Below are 18,403 nucleotides of genomic sequence, written 5' to 3' on the forward strand. Positions count from 1 at the left end.
CACAATTTCTGCAACAAGATTCCGAGGCAAGATATTATCTTTGTTTTTCAATGGCTAGCCACACCCCCCCGCTAAAGAAGCAGGATGCTGGCCAGGCCAAGAAAGGAAAAGAATCCGACGACATCTGTCACGGTAGTCAGAAAAACACCCGACGCGACCGCCGGATCCACCCCGGCCCGCGCCAAGCCGATAGGAATCATCGCGCCAGCGACCCCCGCAATGACGAGATTCACAATCATCGCCAGCCCCAACACGGCACCGAGAAGCGGGTCTTCAAACCAAAACCAGGCGACGCTTCCGGCAAGCGCGGCAAAAAGGACGCCGTTAAAACCGCCAACCAGCGTTTCCTTGCCAATAATTCGCCACGCATTCGTTATGGTAAGCTCACGCATGGCCAACGCACGAACGGCCACGGTCAGCGTCTGGGTCCCGGCATTGCCGCCCATCGAAGCAACAATCGGCATGAGGACCGCCAACGCCACAAGCTTGTCGATTTCCGCATCAAAAAAGGCGATGACGGTGGATGCGAGAATGGCGGTAAACAAATTTACGAACAGCCAGGAAAAACGCGACCGCGTCGTGTCAAGAACGGCGCTGTAAATATCCGTTTCCTGAACGCCACCAAGTTTCATGATGTCTTCTTCTGCCTCTTCGTCGATGACATCGACAACATCATCCACGGTGATGACGCCAACAATCCGGCCGACCGCATCAATGACCGGCACCGAAACCAGGCCATATTGCCGAAACAGATACGCCACCTCTTCCTGATCCGTTGTTGCCGACACGGGGCGCGGTGCCTGAAGCATGATTTTCGCAACGGGCACCGGTCGCCGCGTCCGCAAGAGACGGCTTAAAGGGATTTTTCCGACCGGCTTATGGGATGGATCGACGACAAAAATGTCGTAGAAATCCTTTGGCAGAGAATCGGTTTCGCGCATGAAGTCGATTGTCTCACCAACCGTCCAATAGGCAGGCACGACGACCATCTCCCGTTGCATGAGACGGCCAGCGCTTTCCTCCGGATAGGTAAGTCCCTCTTCAAGGATGGCGCGCTCTTGTGGTGGAACGGCCTGAAGAACTTCCTGCTGTTCCTCGCGATCAAGTTCCTGAATGACCTCTACCGCGTCATCGCTTTCCAGTTCGGCGACGGCGGCAGCAACCTCTTCCGGCCCGAGATATTCAATGATTTCTTCACGGACCGTCTCGTCAAGCTGCGCCAGCAGCTCGGCATCCAGGGTCGGACGCAAAATCTCGAAAAGGAATTTCCGGTGATCTGCCGTCAGATGTTCGAGCAGATCGGCGACATCGGCCACATGCAGCGGGGCAACCAACGCACGAACGCCGGACACATCCTCTGCCTCCAGGGTGGCAGCAACGGCGCGCTCAAGGTCAGGCGCCAGCCCATAGCCTTCCTTGGGATGACCTTCCCGTCCCTCTCTCTCCAGCTCTTCCGAGGCCATGGCTACCCCTTGCAATCCGAATTTGCACAGTGAATGGGAGCACGTGTTTCGATTGATAATGGTGCGGTCGAGAAGACTCGAACTTCCACGGGGTCTCCCCCACAGCGACCTCAACGCTGCGCGTCTACCATTCCGCCACGACCGCACATTCGCGCATGGCACTTGCCATCCGCCCACAGGGGGAATACCAAATCAAAAAATTCTTCGCAAGGACGCTCTAACCTGAAGGCTGCTGGTTTTTGCAAAAAACAGAAATCGAATGGCGATTTAGCGATGCGCCCATCCCCTATTCCGAGGCCGTTGAGGTCATGGAAGCGCGCGTTGCCGCCATCCACGACCAGAATGCACCGGAAATGGTGTGGCTTTTGGAACACCCGCCGATTTATACGGCCGGCACCAGTGCCAAGCAGGAAGAACTGCTGGATCCAGACCGATTTCCGGTCCACCAGACGGGTCGTGGCGGCAAATACACCTATCACGGGCCGGGACAGCGGGTTGGTTATGTGCTTCTCGACCTGAAACGGCGGGACGCCGATCTGCGCGCCTATGTTCGAAATCTTGAGGAATGGGCCATCCGCACCCTTGCCCGCTTTGATGTGCGCGGGGAACGCAGGGAGGGACGCATCGGCATCTGGGTTGATCGCGGCAACGGTCGGGAAGACAAAATCGCCGCGACCGGCGTACGCATCCGACGCTGGGTCACCTATCACGGCATTTCCCTGAACGTCGACCCACGTCTTGAACATTTTCAGGGCATCGTTCCCTGCGGGATCGCGAACGCGAATTACGGCGTCACATCCCTTGCCGATCTTGGCGTATCGGCGACGACAGCGGAAGTCGATGCCGCCCTGCAAGTGGCATTCATGAACGTTTTCGGCGAAACCCGTTAAGGCGCGTGTTGCACCGAAGGACGCGTTTCAAAAGCGTCACCGATTTCCGCGTTGACCAGCGTCACCTCAATTTCCACGACATTTGCCGCCGACGGCCCAAGCCTGCATGCCGCGATCATATCGGTAACCTTGTCCTTCGCACCGGCAAGAAGGACTTCGACCGTGCCGTCCTGGTGATTCCGGACCCAGCCCTTGAGCCCCCGCCGTCGGGCTTCCTCCATCGTCCAGATCCGGTAACACACACCCTGCACACGGCCATGGATGCGCAACAGGGCTTTCATGAGGCTGTTTTTTTCCACATCAAGTGATAGGCGACCGCCGCAACCACGCCCCAAACCAGATTGACGAAAACAACGACCAGTGGTGTCATCTCGCCAAGGGCAAGCCCCGCCATCCCCTTTTCCGCCTTGTAGGGAAAGACGATCAAAAGCTGCACGCAGGCAGGCCCAAGACCGAAAAGAAGCCCTCGCTTCAAAGGAGCACAGGAAAGCAGCGGCAACAGCAGAAGCCCGCCCCAAAGGCCGCCCCAAACCAGCCGTGGATAAAGCCAGGCGGGCGTTATCTCCGGTGCGATGGCAACGCCCAGCGCCGCCGTAATGCCAACTGCCCCCAGAAACCAGACAACCAGACCGTTCGCCAGACCACCAAGGGCACCGGCACTAAACGCAAAGGCAAAATTTTTTAAAAAAGAACGCGGGCTCATTTTACACCGCAGCGATTATGCTTCAAATTCGATGATCACCTGATCGACCGCCAGACTGTCGCCTGCTTTTGCGAAAATCTTTGAAACCGTACAATCCTGTTCAGCCCGGAGAACGTTCTCCATCTTCATTGCCTCAACGACGGCCAGTTCCTCCCCCGCCTGTACGCTCTGCCCCTCCGCAACAGCCACAGCAACAAGCAGCCCCGGCATCGGCGACAGCAGAAAACGCGAAAGATCCGGCGGCATCTTAACCAGCATCAAAGCCGCAAGCTCCGCCCCGCGCGTTGTCACAACCAGTACATTATGCTTGGCGCCACCATGGGTAAGGCGAAAGCCGATTCCGTTACGGTCGATCTGAACGGTAATAGGACGCGCGTTAACGGTGCCATGAAAAATGGGCGAGCCAAGAGCCCATTGGCTGCGAACGGCATAGGTGGCCTTGCCAATCATCACATCAAAGCCATCAAGCTCTGGCTTGATCTGGACCGGATGGGACTGACCATCAAGAAGGACAGCCCATTCCATCCCGGCTTCAGCCTCGTGATGGGGCATCTGGCCATCGATGCTGGCCGTACGCTCGGTGAAACGTTGGTGAAGCATCGCCGCGACAGCAATCAGCCCTGCGGCATCATCTTTTGGGAGGTCCGCACCGCTGAACCCATCTGGAAATTCCTCGGCAATGAAATTCGTCGTCAACCTGCCGTCGAGAAAGCGGGGCTTTGCCATCACGGCAGCGAGAAAGGCGATGTTTTGCTCAATCCCACGAATGTAATACGCGTCCAGGGCCATGCGCATCCGTGCGATGGCCTCGCCGCGATCGACGCCATAGGTGCATAATTTAGAAATCATCGGATCGTAATAAACGCTGATCTCGCTGCCTTCCACCACCCCACTATCGACACGAACGCCCTCGCCGACCGGCTCGCGGTAACGGGCAAGACGACCGATGGAAGGAAGGAACTTGCGCAACGGATCTTCCGCGTAAATACGCGCCTCCATCGCCCAACCCGTCCACGTGACGTCTTCCTGGCGGATGCCAAGCTTTTCGCCGGCAGCCACGCGAATCATCTGCTCGACCAAATCGATGCCGGTCACAAGCTCTGTCACCGGATGTTCGACCTGAAGGCGCGTGTTCATCTCGAGAAAATAGAAGTCGCCATTTGCACCAAGAACAAATTCGACGGTGCCAGCCGAACAATAATCAACTTTTTTTGCAAGGGCCACGGCCTCTGCCCCCATGGCGTCACGGGTCTTGGTGTCGATTGCCGGGCTTGGCGATTCCTCAATAACTTTTTGATGGCGTCGCTGGATCGAACATTCCCGTTCGCCAAGGTGAATGATATTACCGTGAGAATCCGCCAACACCTGGATTTCGATATGGCGAGGGTTTTCGATGTATTTTTCGAGGAAAATCCGATCGTCGCCAAAGCTGGATTTTGCCTCGTTCTGTGCCGAGCGAAACCCGTCGCGGACTTCGGCATCGTTCCGCGCAATCCGCATGCCCTTGCCGCCACCGCCAGCCGAGGCTTTGACCATGACCGGGTAGCCTATTTCCTTCGCGATTTTTAGCGCCGCGTCGGCATCCTTCAGGATGCCGATATGCCCTGGAATCACGCTTACGCCTGCGGCCTTCGCAATCTTTTTCGATTCAACCTTGTCCCCCATGGCCGCGATTGCGCTTGCCGATGGCCCAATAAAGGTGATTTTCTCCTTGGCCAGCGCCTTGGCAAAAGCACCGTTTTCAGACAGAAAGCCATAGCCGGGATGGACGGCGTCCGCGCCCGTATCCTTCGCGGCCTTCACGACTTTTTTGATGTCCAGATAACTCTCAGCCGCGGGTGCGGGGCCAAGAAAAACCGCCTCATCCGCCATCCGCACATGGGGCGCATCCTGATCCGCCTCGGAATAGATGGCGACGGTGCGAAGGTTCATCTTCCGTGCCGTACGAATAATCCGGCAGGCAATCTCACCGCGATTGGCAATCAGAATTTTTTTAATCATCTCAGTCGGTTTTCCCAGCGTATTTTTCACACCCCCGGCGAGCTCTCCTGACAGGCAGGGTGGGCGCAACCCCTAAAGCGGGATGTTCGAATGCTTTCTCCAAAGGCCTTTAACTTGTTTGTTCTTCAGCATCGCAAGAGAACGGCTGATCCGCCGCCGCGTACTGTGAGGCATGATGACGTCGTCGATAAAACCGCGATGGCCGGCGATAAAAGGATTGGCAAATTTCTTGCGGTATTCCTCGGTCCGTTTTTCAAGCTTCTCCGGATCGTCCACATCCCCCCGGAAAATGATCTCGACAGCCCCTTTCGGCCCCATGACAGCAATTTCCGCTGTCGGCCACGCATAATTAACGTCGCCGCGAAGATGCCTTGAACTCATGACATCATAGGCCCCCCCATAGGCCTTGCGCGTAATGACCGTCACTTTCGGGACCGTCGCCTCAGCAAACGCAAAAAGCAATTTTGCACCATGTTTGATAATGCCGCCATATTCCTGGCTGGTTCCGGGCAGGAAGCCAGGCACATCCACAAAGGTCACAATCGGGATACCAAAACAATCGCAGAAGCGAACAAAGCGGGCGGCCTTTTTGGACGAATCAATGTCCAGGCAGCCGGCCAGAACCAGCGGCTGATTGGCAACAAAACCGACGGTTTCCCCATCAATACGCCCAAATCCGATCAGGATGTTCTTGGCATATTCCGGCTGTATCTCAAAAAAATCGCCTTCGTCGGCGACCTTCAGGATCAGCTCCTTCATGTCATAGGGCTTGTTTGGATTGGCCGGCACAAGCGTGTCCAGGGATTCCTCAATCCGGTCCGAAACATCCGATGTCGGATAAACCGGCGATGCAACGCGGTTCGACGATGGCAGAAAATCCATAAAACGGCGAAGTTGCAGCAAGGCTTCGACATCGTTTTCGAAAGCCAGATCGGCAACGCCCGAACGTGTCGTATGGGTAACCGCCCCACCAAGCTCTTCGTGGGTTACTTCTTCATGGGTTACCGTTTTAACGACATTCGGCCCGGTGACGAACATGTAAGAAGCGTCTTTCACCATAAAGATGAAGTCCGTCATCGCCGGCGAATAAACGGCACCCCCGGCGCAAGGCCCCATAATGAGTGAAATTTGCGGAACAACGCCCGAAGCGTTGACGTTGCGCTGAAAAACCTCGCCATAGGCGGCAAGGGAAGAGACGCCTTCCTGAATGCGCGCCCCGCCCGAATCGTTCAAACCAATGACCGGCGCGCCCACCTTGGTGGCCTGGTCCATAATTTTGCAGATTTTTTCGGCATGGGTCTCGCTGAGAGAGCCACCGAAAACCGTGAAATCCTGGCTAAACACGAAAACCAGCCGACCATTGATGGTGCCGTGACCCGTGACAACACCATCGCCGGGTACTTTCTGCGCGTCCATGCCGAAATCGTTGCAACGATGTTCGACAAACATGTCGTATTCTTCAAAGGAATTCGGATCGAGAAGAAGCTCAATACGCTCACGCGCGGTCAGCTTTCCTTTCCGATGCTGGGCCGCGACTCGCTTTTCACCGCCGCCGGCACGCGCCGCAACGCGTTTGCGTTCAAGTTCTTCAAGAATGTCCTTCATACGTTCGCGTTCCTGCCTGCAAGGCCATAATTCCGGCTTTGCCGGGGTGGTTTCCACGATTATTGAATAATTTGAAGGTGTTGTGAAAAAAATACCTGACGCGCAACGACCCGTCAACCGCCTAGCAAGACACAAAAGCCAAAGCCTTAAAATGGCCTGGCGGCGTGCTACCCAAGCAGCGAAAGGAAGCGTTCCACGGCATCCAAACTTGCGCGCAAGGCGGCGCGTTGTTCCGTTGCCTCTTCATCCTCGCCCCATCTTTCGATCTGAAAATCCTCATCAAGCTGGGAAAGCTTCCACGCCGCCTCGGCGTCGATCCTGCCCTCGGTCAATGCCAGGCCAAGAATCAAGGAACGGCATATGCCCGTGCAACCGCGCAACCCCGTTAACCGGAGGTCGTCCAGATCGGAAATCGCCGCCTCAAGCGCGGCAAGGGAGGCCGTCGGCTGGGGCGTTGCGGCAAGTTCCACGGTTACGGCAAGGGGCGCCCCAAAGCGACTTGCCGCCCAGTCCACAAGGGGCTGCCACGCCAGAGCCTGGCGTTCGGCCAGATCGGCGGGCTCCACAACGCGATAGCAAAGAAGATCCGTCTTCGCATATTCCAGCATCGACGCCACAACCGCATCGCGCTCCGGCGCGACGTAATCCAGGGCCGCCACCGCAAGCCGCATAAGCGGCATCCCATGCAGATCGACTTTCTCTCCCTGGGCCTGCCATTCCTGCGCAATCGCCTCAGCCAGCGCGCGCGAAGAAAGCGCCATGGCCGTGCCGGCAAATGTGCGAACCACCTTCCCGTCCAGGGTGACAGCAAAGCCGGAATCGCTTTTGGCAGTGCCGGCCTTCTTATAAAAACGCCGCAAAAGAAAACCCTCTATAAATTAAAAACACTATTTATTTCAATTTCTTACAATCAATTTCTAATGTTTTGCTTGATAGGAAAATCAGAAAATCTATTTTTCCTGCGACATTTCCTATGATAGCGAATGCCGCTTCTTTACAACGAAGCACCGGTCTTTTTCTATCCCCCTCCTATCACACGCAGCACACAAGATGAATAAAGCCGCTTCGAACACCACCTCGCGACGACGTCTCATCGGACTGGCCCTTGGTGGCATCACCTTTGCGGGCCTGCTTGCCCTGCCACCGCCCGATGCCCTTTCGTCCGACGCGTGGCGCGTTGTCGCCATCGCCCTGTTGATGGCCATTTGGTGGGCAACGGAAGCGCTGCCTCTTTCCGCCACGGCCCTTGTGCCCATTTGCTTGTTTCCGTTTTTCGGGATCGCCTCCATCACAGAAACAACAGCCCCTTACGCACACCCGGTTCTCTTCCTGCTTCTTGGCGGTTTCATCATCGCCCTGGCAATGGAGCGATGGAATCTGCACCGGCGGATCGCGCTTTCTATTCTTAACCTTGTCGGCACACGCCCCGCCTATTTGATCGGCGGTTTTATGGCAACGACTGCGGCGTTAAGCATGTGGATCAGCAACACGGCGACGACAGCGATGATGCTGCCGATCACCCTTTCCGTCATTGCGACGCTGCGCGAAGAAACCGCCGAGGGCGACACCCTTGATGATCATTTTGTTATCGCCCTTCTTCTTGGCATTGCCTATAGCGCCAATATCGGCGGCCTCGGCACGTTGATCGGAACGGCACCAAACGCAATTTTTGCAGCCTTTTTGTTGCAAAACTATGGCGTTGAAATTGGTTTTGCGACCTGGATGACGGTCGGCATCCCCCTGGCTACGATCCTCCTGGTCCTGACCTGGCTAATTTTAACGCGGGTTGCCTTTCGCATCGGCGATACCCCGATTGCCGGCGCGGATAGGCTAATCCGAGAGGAAATTCAATCCCTTGGCACCATGAGCCGGGGGGAAAAGCTTACCACTGGCGTTTTTCTGATCGTCGTGATGCTTTGGATTTTCCGCCCCGCCATCAATTCGTACCTGCCATCCCTTTCGCTGACGGATGCCGGCATTGCGATTTTCGGCGCGCTTCTTCTTTTTCTTCTTCCCGTCAATTTACGAAAAAGCGAATTTGTCCTTGATGTCACATGGGTAAAACGCATTCCCTGGGGCGTATTGCTGCTGTTCGGTGGCGGGCTATCACTTGCCGCCGCCATCAATCACACAGGCCTTGCCACCGCCATCGGCGAGGCAATGTCCGGGATCGAAAAACTCCCCACCCTTCTCGTCATCGCTGGCGTTGTCACCGTTATAATTTTTCTAACCGAGCTCACCAGCAACACGGCAACGACGGTGACGTTTCTGCCGGTTCTTGCCGGCCTCGCCATCGGTATTAGCGAAAACCCCATTCTTCTTGCCTTTCCCGCCACGGTGGCGGCAAGCTGCGCCTTCATGATGCCGGTCGCAACCCCGCCGAATGCCATTGTGTTTGGAAGCGGCATGTTGACGGTGCCGCAAATGGCACGCACCGGCTTTCTTCTTAATCTGATCGGTATCGTTCTGTTGACGCTTTTTTCCTACACCGTAATGGGGCCGCTTCTTGGCGTGGAAATCGGCATCCTTCCGGAATGGGCCATCACAAAGACCGCCGGTTAAAAGGCATCCAGATTGCCGGCCTTTAGGTCGAAACCGAAGGCCTCCCAACTCGCTCGCAAATCCTCCGGCAAAGGCGCAACAACCCGGATTTTTCCCTTTCGGGGGTGCATGAATTCAATCTCGTAGGCATGCAGGTGCAACCGCCCGGCAATGCCCTTGCCATCGAACCTCGCCTCCGGCCCACCATATTTGAAGTCCCCCAGGATCGGCACCTCCTTCGCGGCACAATGCACCCGCAATTGATGCGTGCGGCCCGTCAACGGCATCAAGGCCAGCCACGCCACCTTGCGCCCGGCCTTATCCAGCACCGCATATTGGGTTTTGGCCGCCTTTCCCCCGGCGGCATCGGCCACGACCTGCTCGCCCTTGCCTACGGGGCGTTTCGCAAGGGCCATTGTCATTTCCCCCGTCTCCGGCCTTGGCACACCGCCAACCAGCGCCCAGTAAATCTTCCGGACGGTCTTTTCGCGAAAAGCCTTCGTAAGCCAGGCGGCCGCGGCAGGCGTCCGCGCAAGCACGAGGACGCCGCTGGTATCCCGGTCGAGCCGGTGGACGAGACGCGGGCGGTCTTCTTTTTCAAAGCGAAGCACCTCCAGCATGCCATCAAGATGCCGCAGGGTTTTCGTCCCCCCATGAACGGCGAGGCCCGCCGGCTTGTTCAGGACAAGCACGTCCTCGTCCTGATACAGGATGCTTTCACGAAGCCGTTTTGCATCACCAGCCGACACCGGCAGTGTTTTTCGAACGGGTCGCCGATGGGCATTCACCTGAAAAGGCGGCACCCGTATTTTTTGCCCTTCTTCCAGGCGCAATCCCGCTTTTGCACGCTGCCCATCGACGCGGACCTGCCCCTTGCGAAGCAACTTCTCCAAAAGCGTGTGCGAAAGCTCTGGAAAGTACCGCCGGAACCAGCGATCAAGGCGAAGCGCCTTTTCGTCCGCCTCTACGATGAGGAAACGAACCTCGCTCATGCGACCTGACGCATCAGATACATGCCCGCGCCAAAGGCGAGGACGGCAAGCGCAACGGAAAGCACCGCATAAAGAAACGCCAGCCAGAGCTGGCCACGTTCAAACAAATAGACGACATCAAGGGAAAAGGTCGAAAAGGTCGTGAAACTGCCCAGCACGCCAATGACGAGAAAGGCGCGCAACGTTGCATCCACCTGCCAGGCGAGGGCCATGCCCTCAATCAACAGGCCAAGAAGAAAAGAGCCCACCACGTTCACGAAAAGCGTCGCATAGGGAAACCCCATGCCCAGAAATTGGGTGACGACGCCCATGGCCAGATAACGGCCAATTGCCCCGACGGCGCCCCCAAGGCCGATGGAAAGGATCATCTGCATCTTCTTTTCCTCTATTTCCCTTCCCGTGCCACCCGCTCGCGCAGGGCCTGCCATTGCGCCAGGCGCTCTTGCAATTTGCCCTCATAGCCACGATCAAAGGGGCGGTAGAAATTCTTGCGTTCCATGCCGTCTGGAAAATAGTTCTGCCCGGAAAGCCCTTCCACCGTGTCGTGATCATAGACATAGCCCTTGCCATAACCCAGATCCTTCATCAAACGGCTGGACGCGTTCAGGATATGGGCGGGTGGCATGAGGGAGCCGGTTTCTTTTGCAGCGCCTGTGGCCTCTCCAAAAGCCTTGTAGGCAGCATTCGATTTCGGCGCGGTTGCGAGATAAATGACGGCCTGGGCAATGGCCAGTTCTCCCTCCGGGGAACCCAGAAAATCATAGGCATCCTTTGCCGCCAATGCCTGATGGACGGCGGCTGGCGCAGCAAGGCCGATGTCCTCGACAGCAAAGCGAACAAGGCGACGAACGATGTAAAGAGGGTCCTCACCACCCGCCAGCATCCGCGCCAGCCAATAAAGGGCCGCATCCGCGTCGGATCCGCGAAGCGATTTATGAAGGGCGCTGATCAGGTTGAAATGGCCTTCCTGGCCCTTGTCATAAATTGGGGCACGGCGGGCAATGGCGCCAAGAAGCCCTGCGGTGTCAAGAATGGGAGATGGCGGCAAAAGAAAGAGGTCCTCGGCAAGGTTAAGCAGATAACGCCCATCGCCATCCGCCATCGCCAACAGCGTGATGCGCGCCTCCGCATCGATGGGAAGCATCTTGCCTTCTACTGCCTCCGCGCGCTTGAGCAGGGTTTGAAGCGCGGCCTCATCCAGGCGCTTTAAGACAAGCACCTGACAGCGGGAAAGCAATGGTGCGTTTAGCTCAAAAGATGGGTTCTCCGTCGTCGCGCCGACAAGCGTAACCGTGCCGTCCTCGACATAAGGTAAAAACCCGTCCTGCTGCGCCCGGTTAAATCGGTGAATTTCATCGATAAACAGAAGCGTTCCCGTCCCCATCGCGCGACGTTCTTTTGCTTCCTGAAAGACGCGCCGAAGGTCCGCCACGCCGGAGAAAACCGCAGAAAGGGCGACGAAAGCCAGCGACGTATGATCCGCAAGAAGCCGTGCAATCGTCGTCTTGCCACAGCCAGGCGGCCCCCAAAGCACCATAGAAATCAAATGGCCCGAAGCCAGCATACGACCAAGCGGCGCCGATGGGCCTAACAGATGATCCTGTCCGACCACTTCCTCAAGTCGTGTGGGGCGAAGACGCGCCGCCAGAGGCTGCGGGGCCTGGGATTCAAAAAGGGTCGTCACCTGCGAAACACCGTTGTAAGGGTTTGCTCTCCCCGCCGGATCGATACTTTCCACTCGCTGGCGGACGTGGAAAGTTCCGCCGTTACATGCCTGACAAGCATTATATCCCTGGAATTCAGCCGAAGAAGCACGTCCCCGGTGCGAAAGCCGGCCCGATCCGCCGAGCTTCCCTGTGCAATGTCGAGAACAATCACCCCCGGTCGCATGCTGCCGACACCAAGCTCCTCGCCAAGGGCCGGTGAAAGGTTGGCAATTTGCGCGCCGCTAAAGGGGTGGGGTCCGCTCAAATCCATCTTGTTTCGTAGTGGCACCTCTGGCGGCGGCGTTAGCACCAGCCGAAGCGTTTGCGTCTGGTTTTTGCGAACAATCGAAATCTTTGCCTGTGCATTCAACGTCTGCGTGGCCACGCGGTATTGCAGCGCGTCTGGATCGTTCACCTCATGGCTGCCGATCCCGGTAATGACGTCGCCGACCTGAATGCCGGCCCGATCCGCCGGACCGCCCGGATAGATTGCATTCACCACGACGCCGCCAGGCCGGGAAAGGCCAAAAGACGGCGCCAGTTCAGCCGTCACCGCCTGGCCCTGCGCGCCAAGCCATGGCCGGATCAGGCGACCGCCACCCTCCGCCGCATGAACGACCGTGCGCGCCATGTTCGCCGGCACGGCAAAGCCGATCCCGATCGAACCGCCCCCCCCTTTCGAATAGATCGCGGAATTAATGCCGATCAGCCGCCCGTCCAATGTCACCAGCGCCCCCCCGGAATTCCCCGGGTTGATTGCCGCATCCGTCTGGATGAAGAAACGAAAATCCGTTACACCGACACGGGTACGCGCAAGGGCCGAAACGATGCCGCTTGTCACCGTTTGGCCAAAACCAAAGGGATTGCCGATGGCGAGCACGAGGTCACCAACCTCAAGACCATCCGAATCCCCCATCTCCAGATAGGGAAACGCGCCATCGCCAGTTGTGATTTTGAGAATGGCAAGGTCCGTCCGTTTATCCGCCAGAACAATTTCCACGGGAAATTCCCGACGATCGGCAAGCGCGACAGTGATTTCCTCGGCCCCGGCAATCACATGATTGTTGGTCACGATCAGCCCATCGGGCCGCACGATGACGCCCGAGCCGAGAGGAGTCTTCTCGACTTCCCGCTTGCGCCCAAATCCCTTGCCGAAGAAGCGCCTGAAAAACGGGTCGTTAAAAAGCGACGGGGTTTTTTCCCTGGAGACGGCGTGCTTGCCGCTAATGTTGACAACAGCGGGAACCACTTTCTTGACAGTCGGGGCGAAGGAAAGCTGAATTTGTTCCTGAGACTGTGGCGAAGTACGCGTTTGCGCCAAAACCTCCGGGCTTAGACAAAACCCGACAAGCAAGGCGGCCAGCCCAGCACCGCAAACATTCCGCAAAGACTGCCTCTTCATCGTTGCATCGCTCCTATCCACAACCCTGCCCTTCAATGCCAGGCATGGGGCCGGGCCAAAAGAAAAAAGGGGCAGTCCATCCGACCACCCCTCTAAGCATCTTCCATGGAGGAAGGCTTACGCTTCCGCGCTTTCCGTTTCCTCCTGCACTGTCAGCACGGGGCCAGAATCCTTCCCCTTTGCTTCCAGGTCCCGATCGACAAGCTCGATCACGGCCATATCGGCGGCATCGCCATAACGAAAGCCTGCCCGCAAAACCCGCGTATAGCCGCCTGGCCGCGAGGCATAGCGTTCCGCAAAGGTCGAGAAAAGCTTGTTCGTGATTTTCTCATCCTGGAGAACCGCCAATACCTGGCGTCGGGCATGCAAGCCGCCGCGCTTTCCAAGCGTGATCAATTTCTCGACGACAGGACGTAAGTCCTTTGCTTTGGGAAGCGTCGTCTTGATCTGCTCGTGCTTGAGAAGTGCAACCGCCATGTTTGCAAACATCGCCTTGCGATGGCTGCTGGTACGATTGAGTTTCCGTCCTTTTAAGCGATGTCGCATGGGATTAGTACGGCTCCTCCAAACGCTTTGTCAGCTCTTCGATGTTCTCCGGCGGCCAGTCTTCGATTTCCATACCAAGGTGCAGCCCCATATGGGAAAGCACTTCCTTGATCTCGTTAAGCGATTTGCGGCCAAAATTCGGCGTTCGCAACATTTCGCCTTCCGTTTTTCGAACCAGATCCCCAATGTAGAGGATGTCGTCGTTCTTCAGACAGTTTGCGGAGCGAACCGAAAGTTCGAGTTCATCCACTTTGCGAAGAAGGCTGCGATTAAACGCCGGCTCTTCCTCTTCCTCGACCGATGGCTGTTCAGCCGGATCTTCAAAATTGATAAAGGGATTAAGCTGGTCCTGAAGAATACGCGCGGCAAAGGCCACCGCATCGTCCGGCTTCACGGTACCATCCGTCTCGATATGAAGGGTAAGCTTGTCATAGTCCGTGATCTGACCAACACGCGCATTTTCGACCTTAAAGGTGACCTGCCGCACGGGACTGTACAACGCATCCACCGGAATAAGGCCAATCGGCGCGTCCTCTGGCCGGTTTTGCACGGCCGGGACGTAGCCCTTGCCGCTATCAACGGTGAACTCCATGTTCACGGAAGCGTCCTTATCAAGGGTGAAGAGGACAAGGTCCGGGTTCATAATTTCGATCCCGTGACCTGCATCGATCTGCCCTGCCGTGACTTCGCCCGGACCCGTCGCTTTCAGCTCCATTCGCTTCGGCCCCTCGCCATGCAGGCTGAGAGCCAGCGACTTGATGTTCAGAACAATGTCCGTCACGTCCTCGCGGACCCCCGAGATCGACGAGAACTCATGGAGAACGCCATCAAACTGAATCGACGTTACCGCCGCACCTTGCAAGGAAGACAGCAAAATGCGCCGCAGAGCATTTCCAAGGGTAAGCCCAAATCCACGCTCTAGCGGCTCGACGACGATCGAAGCCATCACCTTGGCATCCGCGCCTTCCTGAACGTTGATCTTGCTCGGCTTGATTAGGTCTTTCCAATTCTTCTGGATCACGTGCGGAACCTCTAACGACGGAACGTTTTTCGTAAAAATCTGGTCATCAAAGCAATGATTGCCAAAGGGGACGTTCCTCGAACCCCGTGCAATCTTGTCGCGCCGCTAAACCCGCCGACGCTTGCGTGGACGGCAACCGTTATGGGGAATTGCTGTCACATCCCGAATGGCTGTGATCGTGAAACCAACCGCCTGAAGGGCCCGCAGGGCCGATTCACGCCCGGACCCAGGGCCTTTTATCTCAATCTCAAGCGTGTGCATGCCATGTTCTTTCGCGCGCTTGCCAGCGGCCTCTGCAGCCATCTGGGCGGCAAAGGGCGTCGATTTCCGCGACCCTTTAAATCCTTCGCTGCCTGCCGACGCCCAGGCAATCGCATTGCCCTGAGCATCTGTAATCGTAATCTTTGTGTTATTAAAGCTGGCGCTCACATGCGCAACACCGGAAGCAATGTTCTTCCGTTCGCGGCGACGTGGACGCTGCACTGTGGCTTTAGCCATATTTGCTTTCGTCCTTACTTATTTTTTCCTGCCGGCGATTGCTTTTGCCGGACCCTTCCTCGTACGGGCGTTCGTATGCGTGCGCTGCCCACGAACCGGAAGTCCCTTCCGATGCCGCAGACCGCGATAACAGCCAAGATCCATCAGCCGCTTGATATTCATGCTGATTTCCCGACGCAAATCGCCTTCAACCAGATGATCCCGATCAATCGCCTCGCGGATTCGGACGACCTCGTCCTCCGACAACTGATTAATGCGCGCGGTGAGCGGAACCTGTACTTTCTGGCAAATTTTAACAGCCTGCGATCGACCAATGCCGTGAATATAGGTCAACGCGATAGGCACCCGTTTGTTTGTGGGGATATTTACCCCTGCAATTCGAGCCAAGCTTAATTCTCCTTCATCCCCACAGGGAAACCATCGCCAAACCGATGGCAGTCAAGAACAACAGATCATCTGGAAAGGTGCGCGATTATAGGAATTCTGTTCCTTAAGTCAACAAACCTGCCCATTCTTTGCTATCTCAGGGCCACTTCGATCGCCGCCGTCACCGCATCGAAATCTTTCATGCCGTCAACGGTCGTCAAGACCCCCTTTTCGCGGTAGTATGGTAGTATAGGTGCGGTTTGTTCATGGTAAGCCAAAAGCCGGGCCTTCACCGTTTCCGGATTGTCGTCCTTGCGGCGACTGAACGCCTTACCGCCACAGCTATCACAAACGCCATCCACTGCGGGCCGTTTGAATTCGTCGTGGTACCCGGCACCACAGTCTGCACAGCTGAACCGCCCGGAAATTCGCTTCACCAAAGCGGCATCCTCGACCCCAAGCTCGATCACGTGATCGAGCTTGATCTCCTTGCGCACCAGCATCTCATCAAGGGCCTCCGCCTGGGCCACGGTCCGGGGAAATCCATCCAGGATAAAGCCATTGCTGCAATCTTGCGCCGCAATACGTTCCTCAATCATTTGAATGATGATCGCATCCGATACCAAGGCACCTTTCTCGACGATGTCCTTCACCTGCTTGCCCAAATCCGAGCCGGAAGCAATCGCTGCACGCAGCATGTCGCCCGTCGAAAGATGGACAATCCCGTGTTTCGCTTCGATGGACTTCGCCTGGGTGCCCTTTCCGGCTCCTGGTGGTCCCAGTAAAATTAATTTCATCGTTTGCGTCCCTTAAGCCGAGACTTTTTGATCAAACCTTCATATTGATGGGCAATCAAATGAGATTGAATTTGGCCAACCGTATCCAAGGTAACGGTGACAACAATCAAAAGGCTTGTGCCGCCAAAATAGAACGGCACGGAATAATTGGAGATTAATATCTCCGGCAGAATGCAGACGGCTGCAAGATAGAGCGCCCCAACCGCCGTTAAACGGGTCAACACGTAATCGAGATAAACCGCCGTGTTCTTGCCAGGACGAATGCCAGGAATAAAACCACCATATTTCTTTAGATTGTCCGCCGTATCCTCTGGGTTGAAGACAATGGCCGTGTAAAAGAAGGCAAAGAAAATAACCAGCGAGGAAAAAACCAGCAGATAGAGAGGTTGCCCGCGCCCGAGAAAGGCGGCCATCATCGCCATCCAGTCGCCGCCACCGGTATCTGCTCCTACCGAGAAGCCAGCAAGCGTGGCTGGCATCAAAAGAAGCGAACTCGCGAAAATGGGCGGAATAACGCCCGCAGTGTTCAATTTCAAAGGCATATGGGAGGCCTCGCCACCATACATCTTATTTCCCGCCTGCCGCTTCGGATATTGAATGACGATGCGCCGTTGCGCCCGTTCCATAAAGATGATGAAGGCAATAACGCCAACGATCATCACCGCAAGCACGAGAATAAAGATGGTCGAGAGCGCACCTGTACGCCCAAGTTCCATCGTCCCCGCCAGGGCGGACGGCAAATTGGCGACAATGCCGGCGAAGATAATCAGGGAAATGCCGTTCCCCACCCCGCGTGCCGTAATCTGCTCGCCAAGCCACATCAGGAACATCGTGCCACCGACCAACGTAATGACCGTTGTCGCCCGGAAAAATACGCCCGCATCAATCACGGCGGACCCTTGCGAGCCGGCCATTCCTTCAAGGCCGACGGCAATCCCGTATCCCTGGACGGCGGCAAGCAGCACGGTGCCGTAACGCGTGTACTGATTGATTTTCTTGCGCCCTGATTCCCCTTCTTTCTTCAACTGTGCGAAGTAAGGCGAAACCGCCGTCATCAACTGAATAATAATCGACGCGGAAATGTAGGGCATGATGTTGAGCGCGAAGATGGTCATGCGCCCTAATGCGCCGCCGGCAAACATATCGAACATGCCAAGAATACCGCCTGCATTCTGGCGGAAAAGTTCGGAAAGAATCGTCGGGTCAATCCCCGGAAGCGGGATGTAGGTCCCAAGCCGATAAACGATCAGCGCACCCAGCGTAAACCAAATACGCTGACGAAGCTCCGTCGCCTTGGCAAAAGAACTAAAATTCAGATTTGCGGCCAGTTGCTCCGCAGCAGAGGCCATCAACCCTCTCCAGAATCTACGGCTTTTTTACCGGTTTTGGCCTTCGCCTGCCTGTCAACGACAACCGCCGTCACGATCACCTTGCCGCCTGTCTTTTCAACGGCCGTGATTGCCGCCTTCGAAGCTCCGGTAACCTCAATGGTCAGCTGCGCGGTGATCTCGCCTTTGGCGAGCAAACGAACCCCATCCTGGATACGCCCAACCAAGCCAGCCGCGTAAAGGACCGCCTCAGTGATCGGTTTTTTACTATCCAGCTTGCCGGCATCGATCGCCTGCTGAAGCCGACCCAAATTCACAAGTTGATAGTGCTTGCGCCCTGGATTCCAGAAACCCCGACGAGGCAATCGCCGATAAATCGGCATTTGGCCACCCTCAAAGGCATGCAAGGCCACACCGGTACGCGCCTTCTGGCCTTTATGGCCACGCCCCGACGTTTTGCCGGTGCCGGACCCGATTCCCCTGCCAACGCGCTTGCGCGCATGGCAGGCACCGGGACGATTGGAAATTTCATTCAGCTTCATAG

Annotated in this window: 19 protein-coding genes and 1 tRNA gene; 2 read left to right on the forward strand and 18 right to left on the reverse strand. The window is 56.5% G+C overall.

What is annotated here, in order from left to right:
• Window positions 1-71: 71 nt before the first annotated feature.
• Together mgtE and COA65_05370 are read right to left on the reverse strand one after the other, a co-directional pair.
• A complete protein-coding gene (mgtE, locus tag COA65_05365) occupies window positions 72-1,463 on the reverse strand; it encodes a magnesium transporter (GenBank protein PCJ59870.1) in 1,392 nt (463 codons plus the stop codon).
• A 59-nt stretch (window positions 1,464-1,522) separates the two neighbouring features.
• Window positions 1,523-1,608: transfer RNA gene (locus tag COA65_05370), tRNA-Leu, on the reverse strand.
• A gap of 94 nt (window positions 1,609-1,702) precedes the next feature.
• On the opposite strand from COA65_05370, the gene COA65_05375 reads away from it, so the two are divergent.
• Window positions 1,703-2,353 (forward strand): lipoate-protein ligase B, encoded by a 651-nt coding sequence (locus COA65_05375; protein PCJ59871.1) that lies wholly within the window; start codon window positions 1,703-1,705, stop codon window positions 2,351-2,353.
• On the opposite strand, the gene COA65_05380 is transcribed toward COA65_05375, so the two are convergent.
• The 5 genes from COA65_05380 to COA65_05400 all read right to left on the reverse strand — a co-directional run bounded on the left by COA65_05380 (window position 2,350) and on the right by COA65_05400 (window position 7,522).
• Window positions 2,350-2,634 (reverse strand): acylphosphatase, encoded by a 285-nt coding sequence (locus COA65_05380; GenBank protein ID PCJ59872.1) that lies wholly within the window; start codon window positions 2,632-2,634, stop codon window positions 2,350-2,352. The two genes, COA65_05375 and COA65_05380, sit on opposite strands and share 4 nt — an antisense overlap.
• Entirely contained in the window at window positions 2,631-3,056 is a 426-nt protein-coding gene (locus COA65_05385) for a hypothetical protein (GenBank protein PCJ59873.1), read from the reverse strand. Before COA65_05385 ends, COA65_05380 begins: the two co-directional genes overlap by 4 nt.
• A 15-nt stretch (window positions 3,057-3,071) precedes the next feature.
• Window positions 3,072-5,057, reverse strand: a complete 1,986-nt coding sequence (gene accC, locus COA65_05390) for an acetyl-CoA carboxylase biotin carboxylase subunit (GenBank protein PCJ59928.1) — start codon at window positions 5,055-5,057, stop codon at window positions 3,072-3,074.
• A gap of 72 nt (window positions 5,058-5,129) precedes the next feature.
• Window positions 5,130-6,662: a methylmalonyl-CoA carboxyltransferase gene (locus COA65_05395; GenBank protein ID PCJ59929.1), complete on the reverse strand. Its 1,533-nt coding sequence runs from the start codon at window positions 6,660-6,662 to the stop codon at window positions 5,130-5,132.
• A 167-nt stretch (window positions 6,663-6,829) separates the two neighbouring features.
• Window positions 6,830-7,522, reverse strand: coding sequence for an ATPase (locus COA65_05400; GenBank protein ID PCJ59874.1), 693 nt, complete (start codon window positions 7,520-7,522; stop codon window positions 6,830-6,832).
• 190 nt (window positions 7,523-7,712) lie between these two features.
• Here COA65_05400 and COA65_05405 point away from each other — a divergent pair, with 190 nt between their 5' ends.
• On the forward strand, window positions 7,713-9,224 hold the full coding sequence (locus tag COA65_05405) for an anion transporter (GenBank protein PCJ59875.1): 1,512 nt from the start codon (window positions 7,713-7,715) through the stop codon (window positions 9,222-9,224).
• Here the strand turns inward: COA65_05405 and COA65_05410 are convergent.
• From COA65_05410 to COA65_05460, 11 genes are all read right to left on the reverse strand, one after another.
• On the reverse strand, window positions 9,221-10,195 hold the full coding sequence (locus tag COA65_05410) for an RNA pseudouridine synthase (GenBank protein ID PCJ59876.1): 975 nt from the start codon (window positions 10,193-10,195) through the stop codon (window positions 9,221-9,223). The two genes, COA65_05405 and COA65_05410, sit on opposite strands and share 4 nt — an antisense overlap.
• Window positions 10,192-10,569 (reverse strand): fluoride efflux transporter CrcB, encoded by a 378-nt coding sequence (gene crcB / locus COA65_05415; protein PCJ59930.1) that lies wholly within the window; start codon window positions 10,567-10,569, stop codon window positions 10,192-10,194. The genes COA65_05410 and crcB overlap by 4 nt, the downstream gene beginning before the upstream one ends.
• Before the next feature lie 11 nt (window positions 10,570-10,580).
• Complete coding sequence (locus COA65_05420; protein ID PCJ59877.1) at window positions 10,581-11,879, reverse strand: AAA family ATPase; 1,299 nt, start codon at window positions 11,877-11,879, stop codon at window positions 10,581-10,583.
• Window positions 11,876-13,303: a serine protease gene (locus COA65_05425; GenBank protein PCJ59878.1), complete on the reverse strand. Its 1,428-nt coding sequence runs from the start codon at window positions 13,301-13,303 to the stop codon at window positions 11,876-11,878. The genes COA65_05420 and COA65_05425 overlap by 4 nt, the downstream gene beginning before the upstream one ends.
• Window positions 13,304-13,420: 117 nt before the next feature.
• Window positions 13,421-13,849: a 50S ribosomal protein L17 gene (locus COA65_05430; protein ID PCJ59879.1), complete on the reverse strand. Its 429-nt coding sequence runs from the start codon at window positions 13,847-13,849 to the stop codon at window positions 13,421-13,423.
• A 4-nt stretch (window positions 13,850-13,853) separates the two neighbouring features.
• Complete coding sequence (locus COA65_05435; protein PCJ59880.1) at window positions 13,854-14,870, reverse strand: DNA-directed RNA polymerase subunit alpha; 1,017 nt, start codon at window positions 14,868-14,870, stop codon at window positions 13,854-13,856.
• A 105-nt stretch (window positions 14,871-14,975) separates the two neighbouring features.
• Window positions 14,976-15,368, reverse strand: coding sequence for a 30S ribosomal protein S11 (locus tag COA65_05440; protein PCJ59881.1), 393 nt, complete (start codon window positions 15,366-15,368; stop codon window positions 14,976-14,978).
• An 18-nt stretch (window positions 15,369-15,386) separates the two neighbouring features.
• Window positions 15,387-15,755, reverse strand: coding sequence for a 30S ribosomal protein S13 (locus COA65_05445; GenBank protein ID PCJ59882.1), 369 nt, complete (start codon window positions 15,753-15,755; stop codon window positions 15,387-15,389).
• Between the two features lie 131 nt (window positions 15,756-15,886).
• A complete protein-coding gene (locus tag COA65_05450) occupies window positions 15,887-16,531 on the reverse strand; it encodes an adenylate kinase (protein PCJ59883.1) in 645 nt (214 codons plus the stop codon).
• Window positions 16,528-17,880: a preprotein translocase subunit SecY gene (locus tag COA65_05455; protein PCJ59884.1), complete on the reverse strand. Its 1,353-nt coding sequence runs from the start codon at window positions 17,878-17,880 to the stop codon at window positions 16,528-16,530. The genes COA65_05450 and COA65_05455 overlap by 4 nt, the downstream gene beginning before the upstream one ends.
• Window positions 17,880-18,401, reverse strand: coding sequence for a 50S ribosomal protein L15 (locus COA65_05460; GenBank protein ID PCJ59885.1), 522 nt, complete (start codon window positions 18,399-18,401; stop codon window positions 17,880-17,882). The genes COA65_05455 and COA65_05460 overlap by 1 nt, the downstream gene beginning before the upstream one ends.
• Between the last annotated feature and the right edge of the window lie 2 nt (window positions 18,402-18,403).

This window comes from Rhodospirillaceae bacterium (assembly GCA_002746255.1).
Classification (GTDB): domain Bacteria; phylum Pseudomonadota; class Alphaproteobacteria.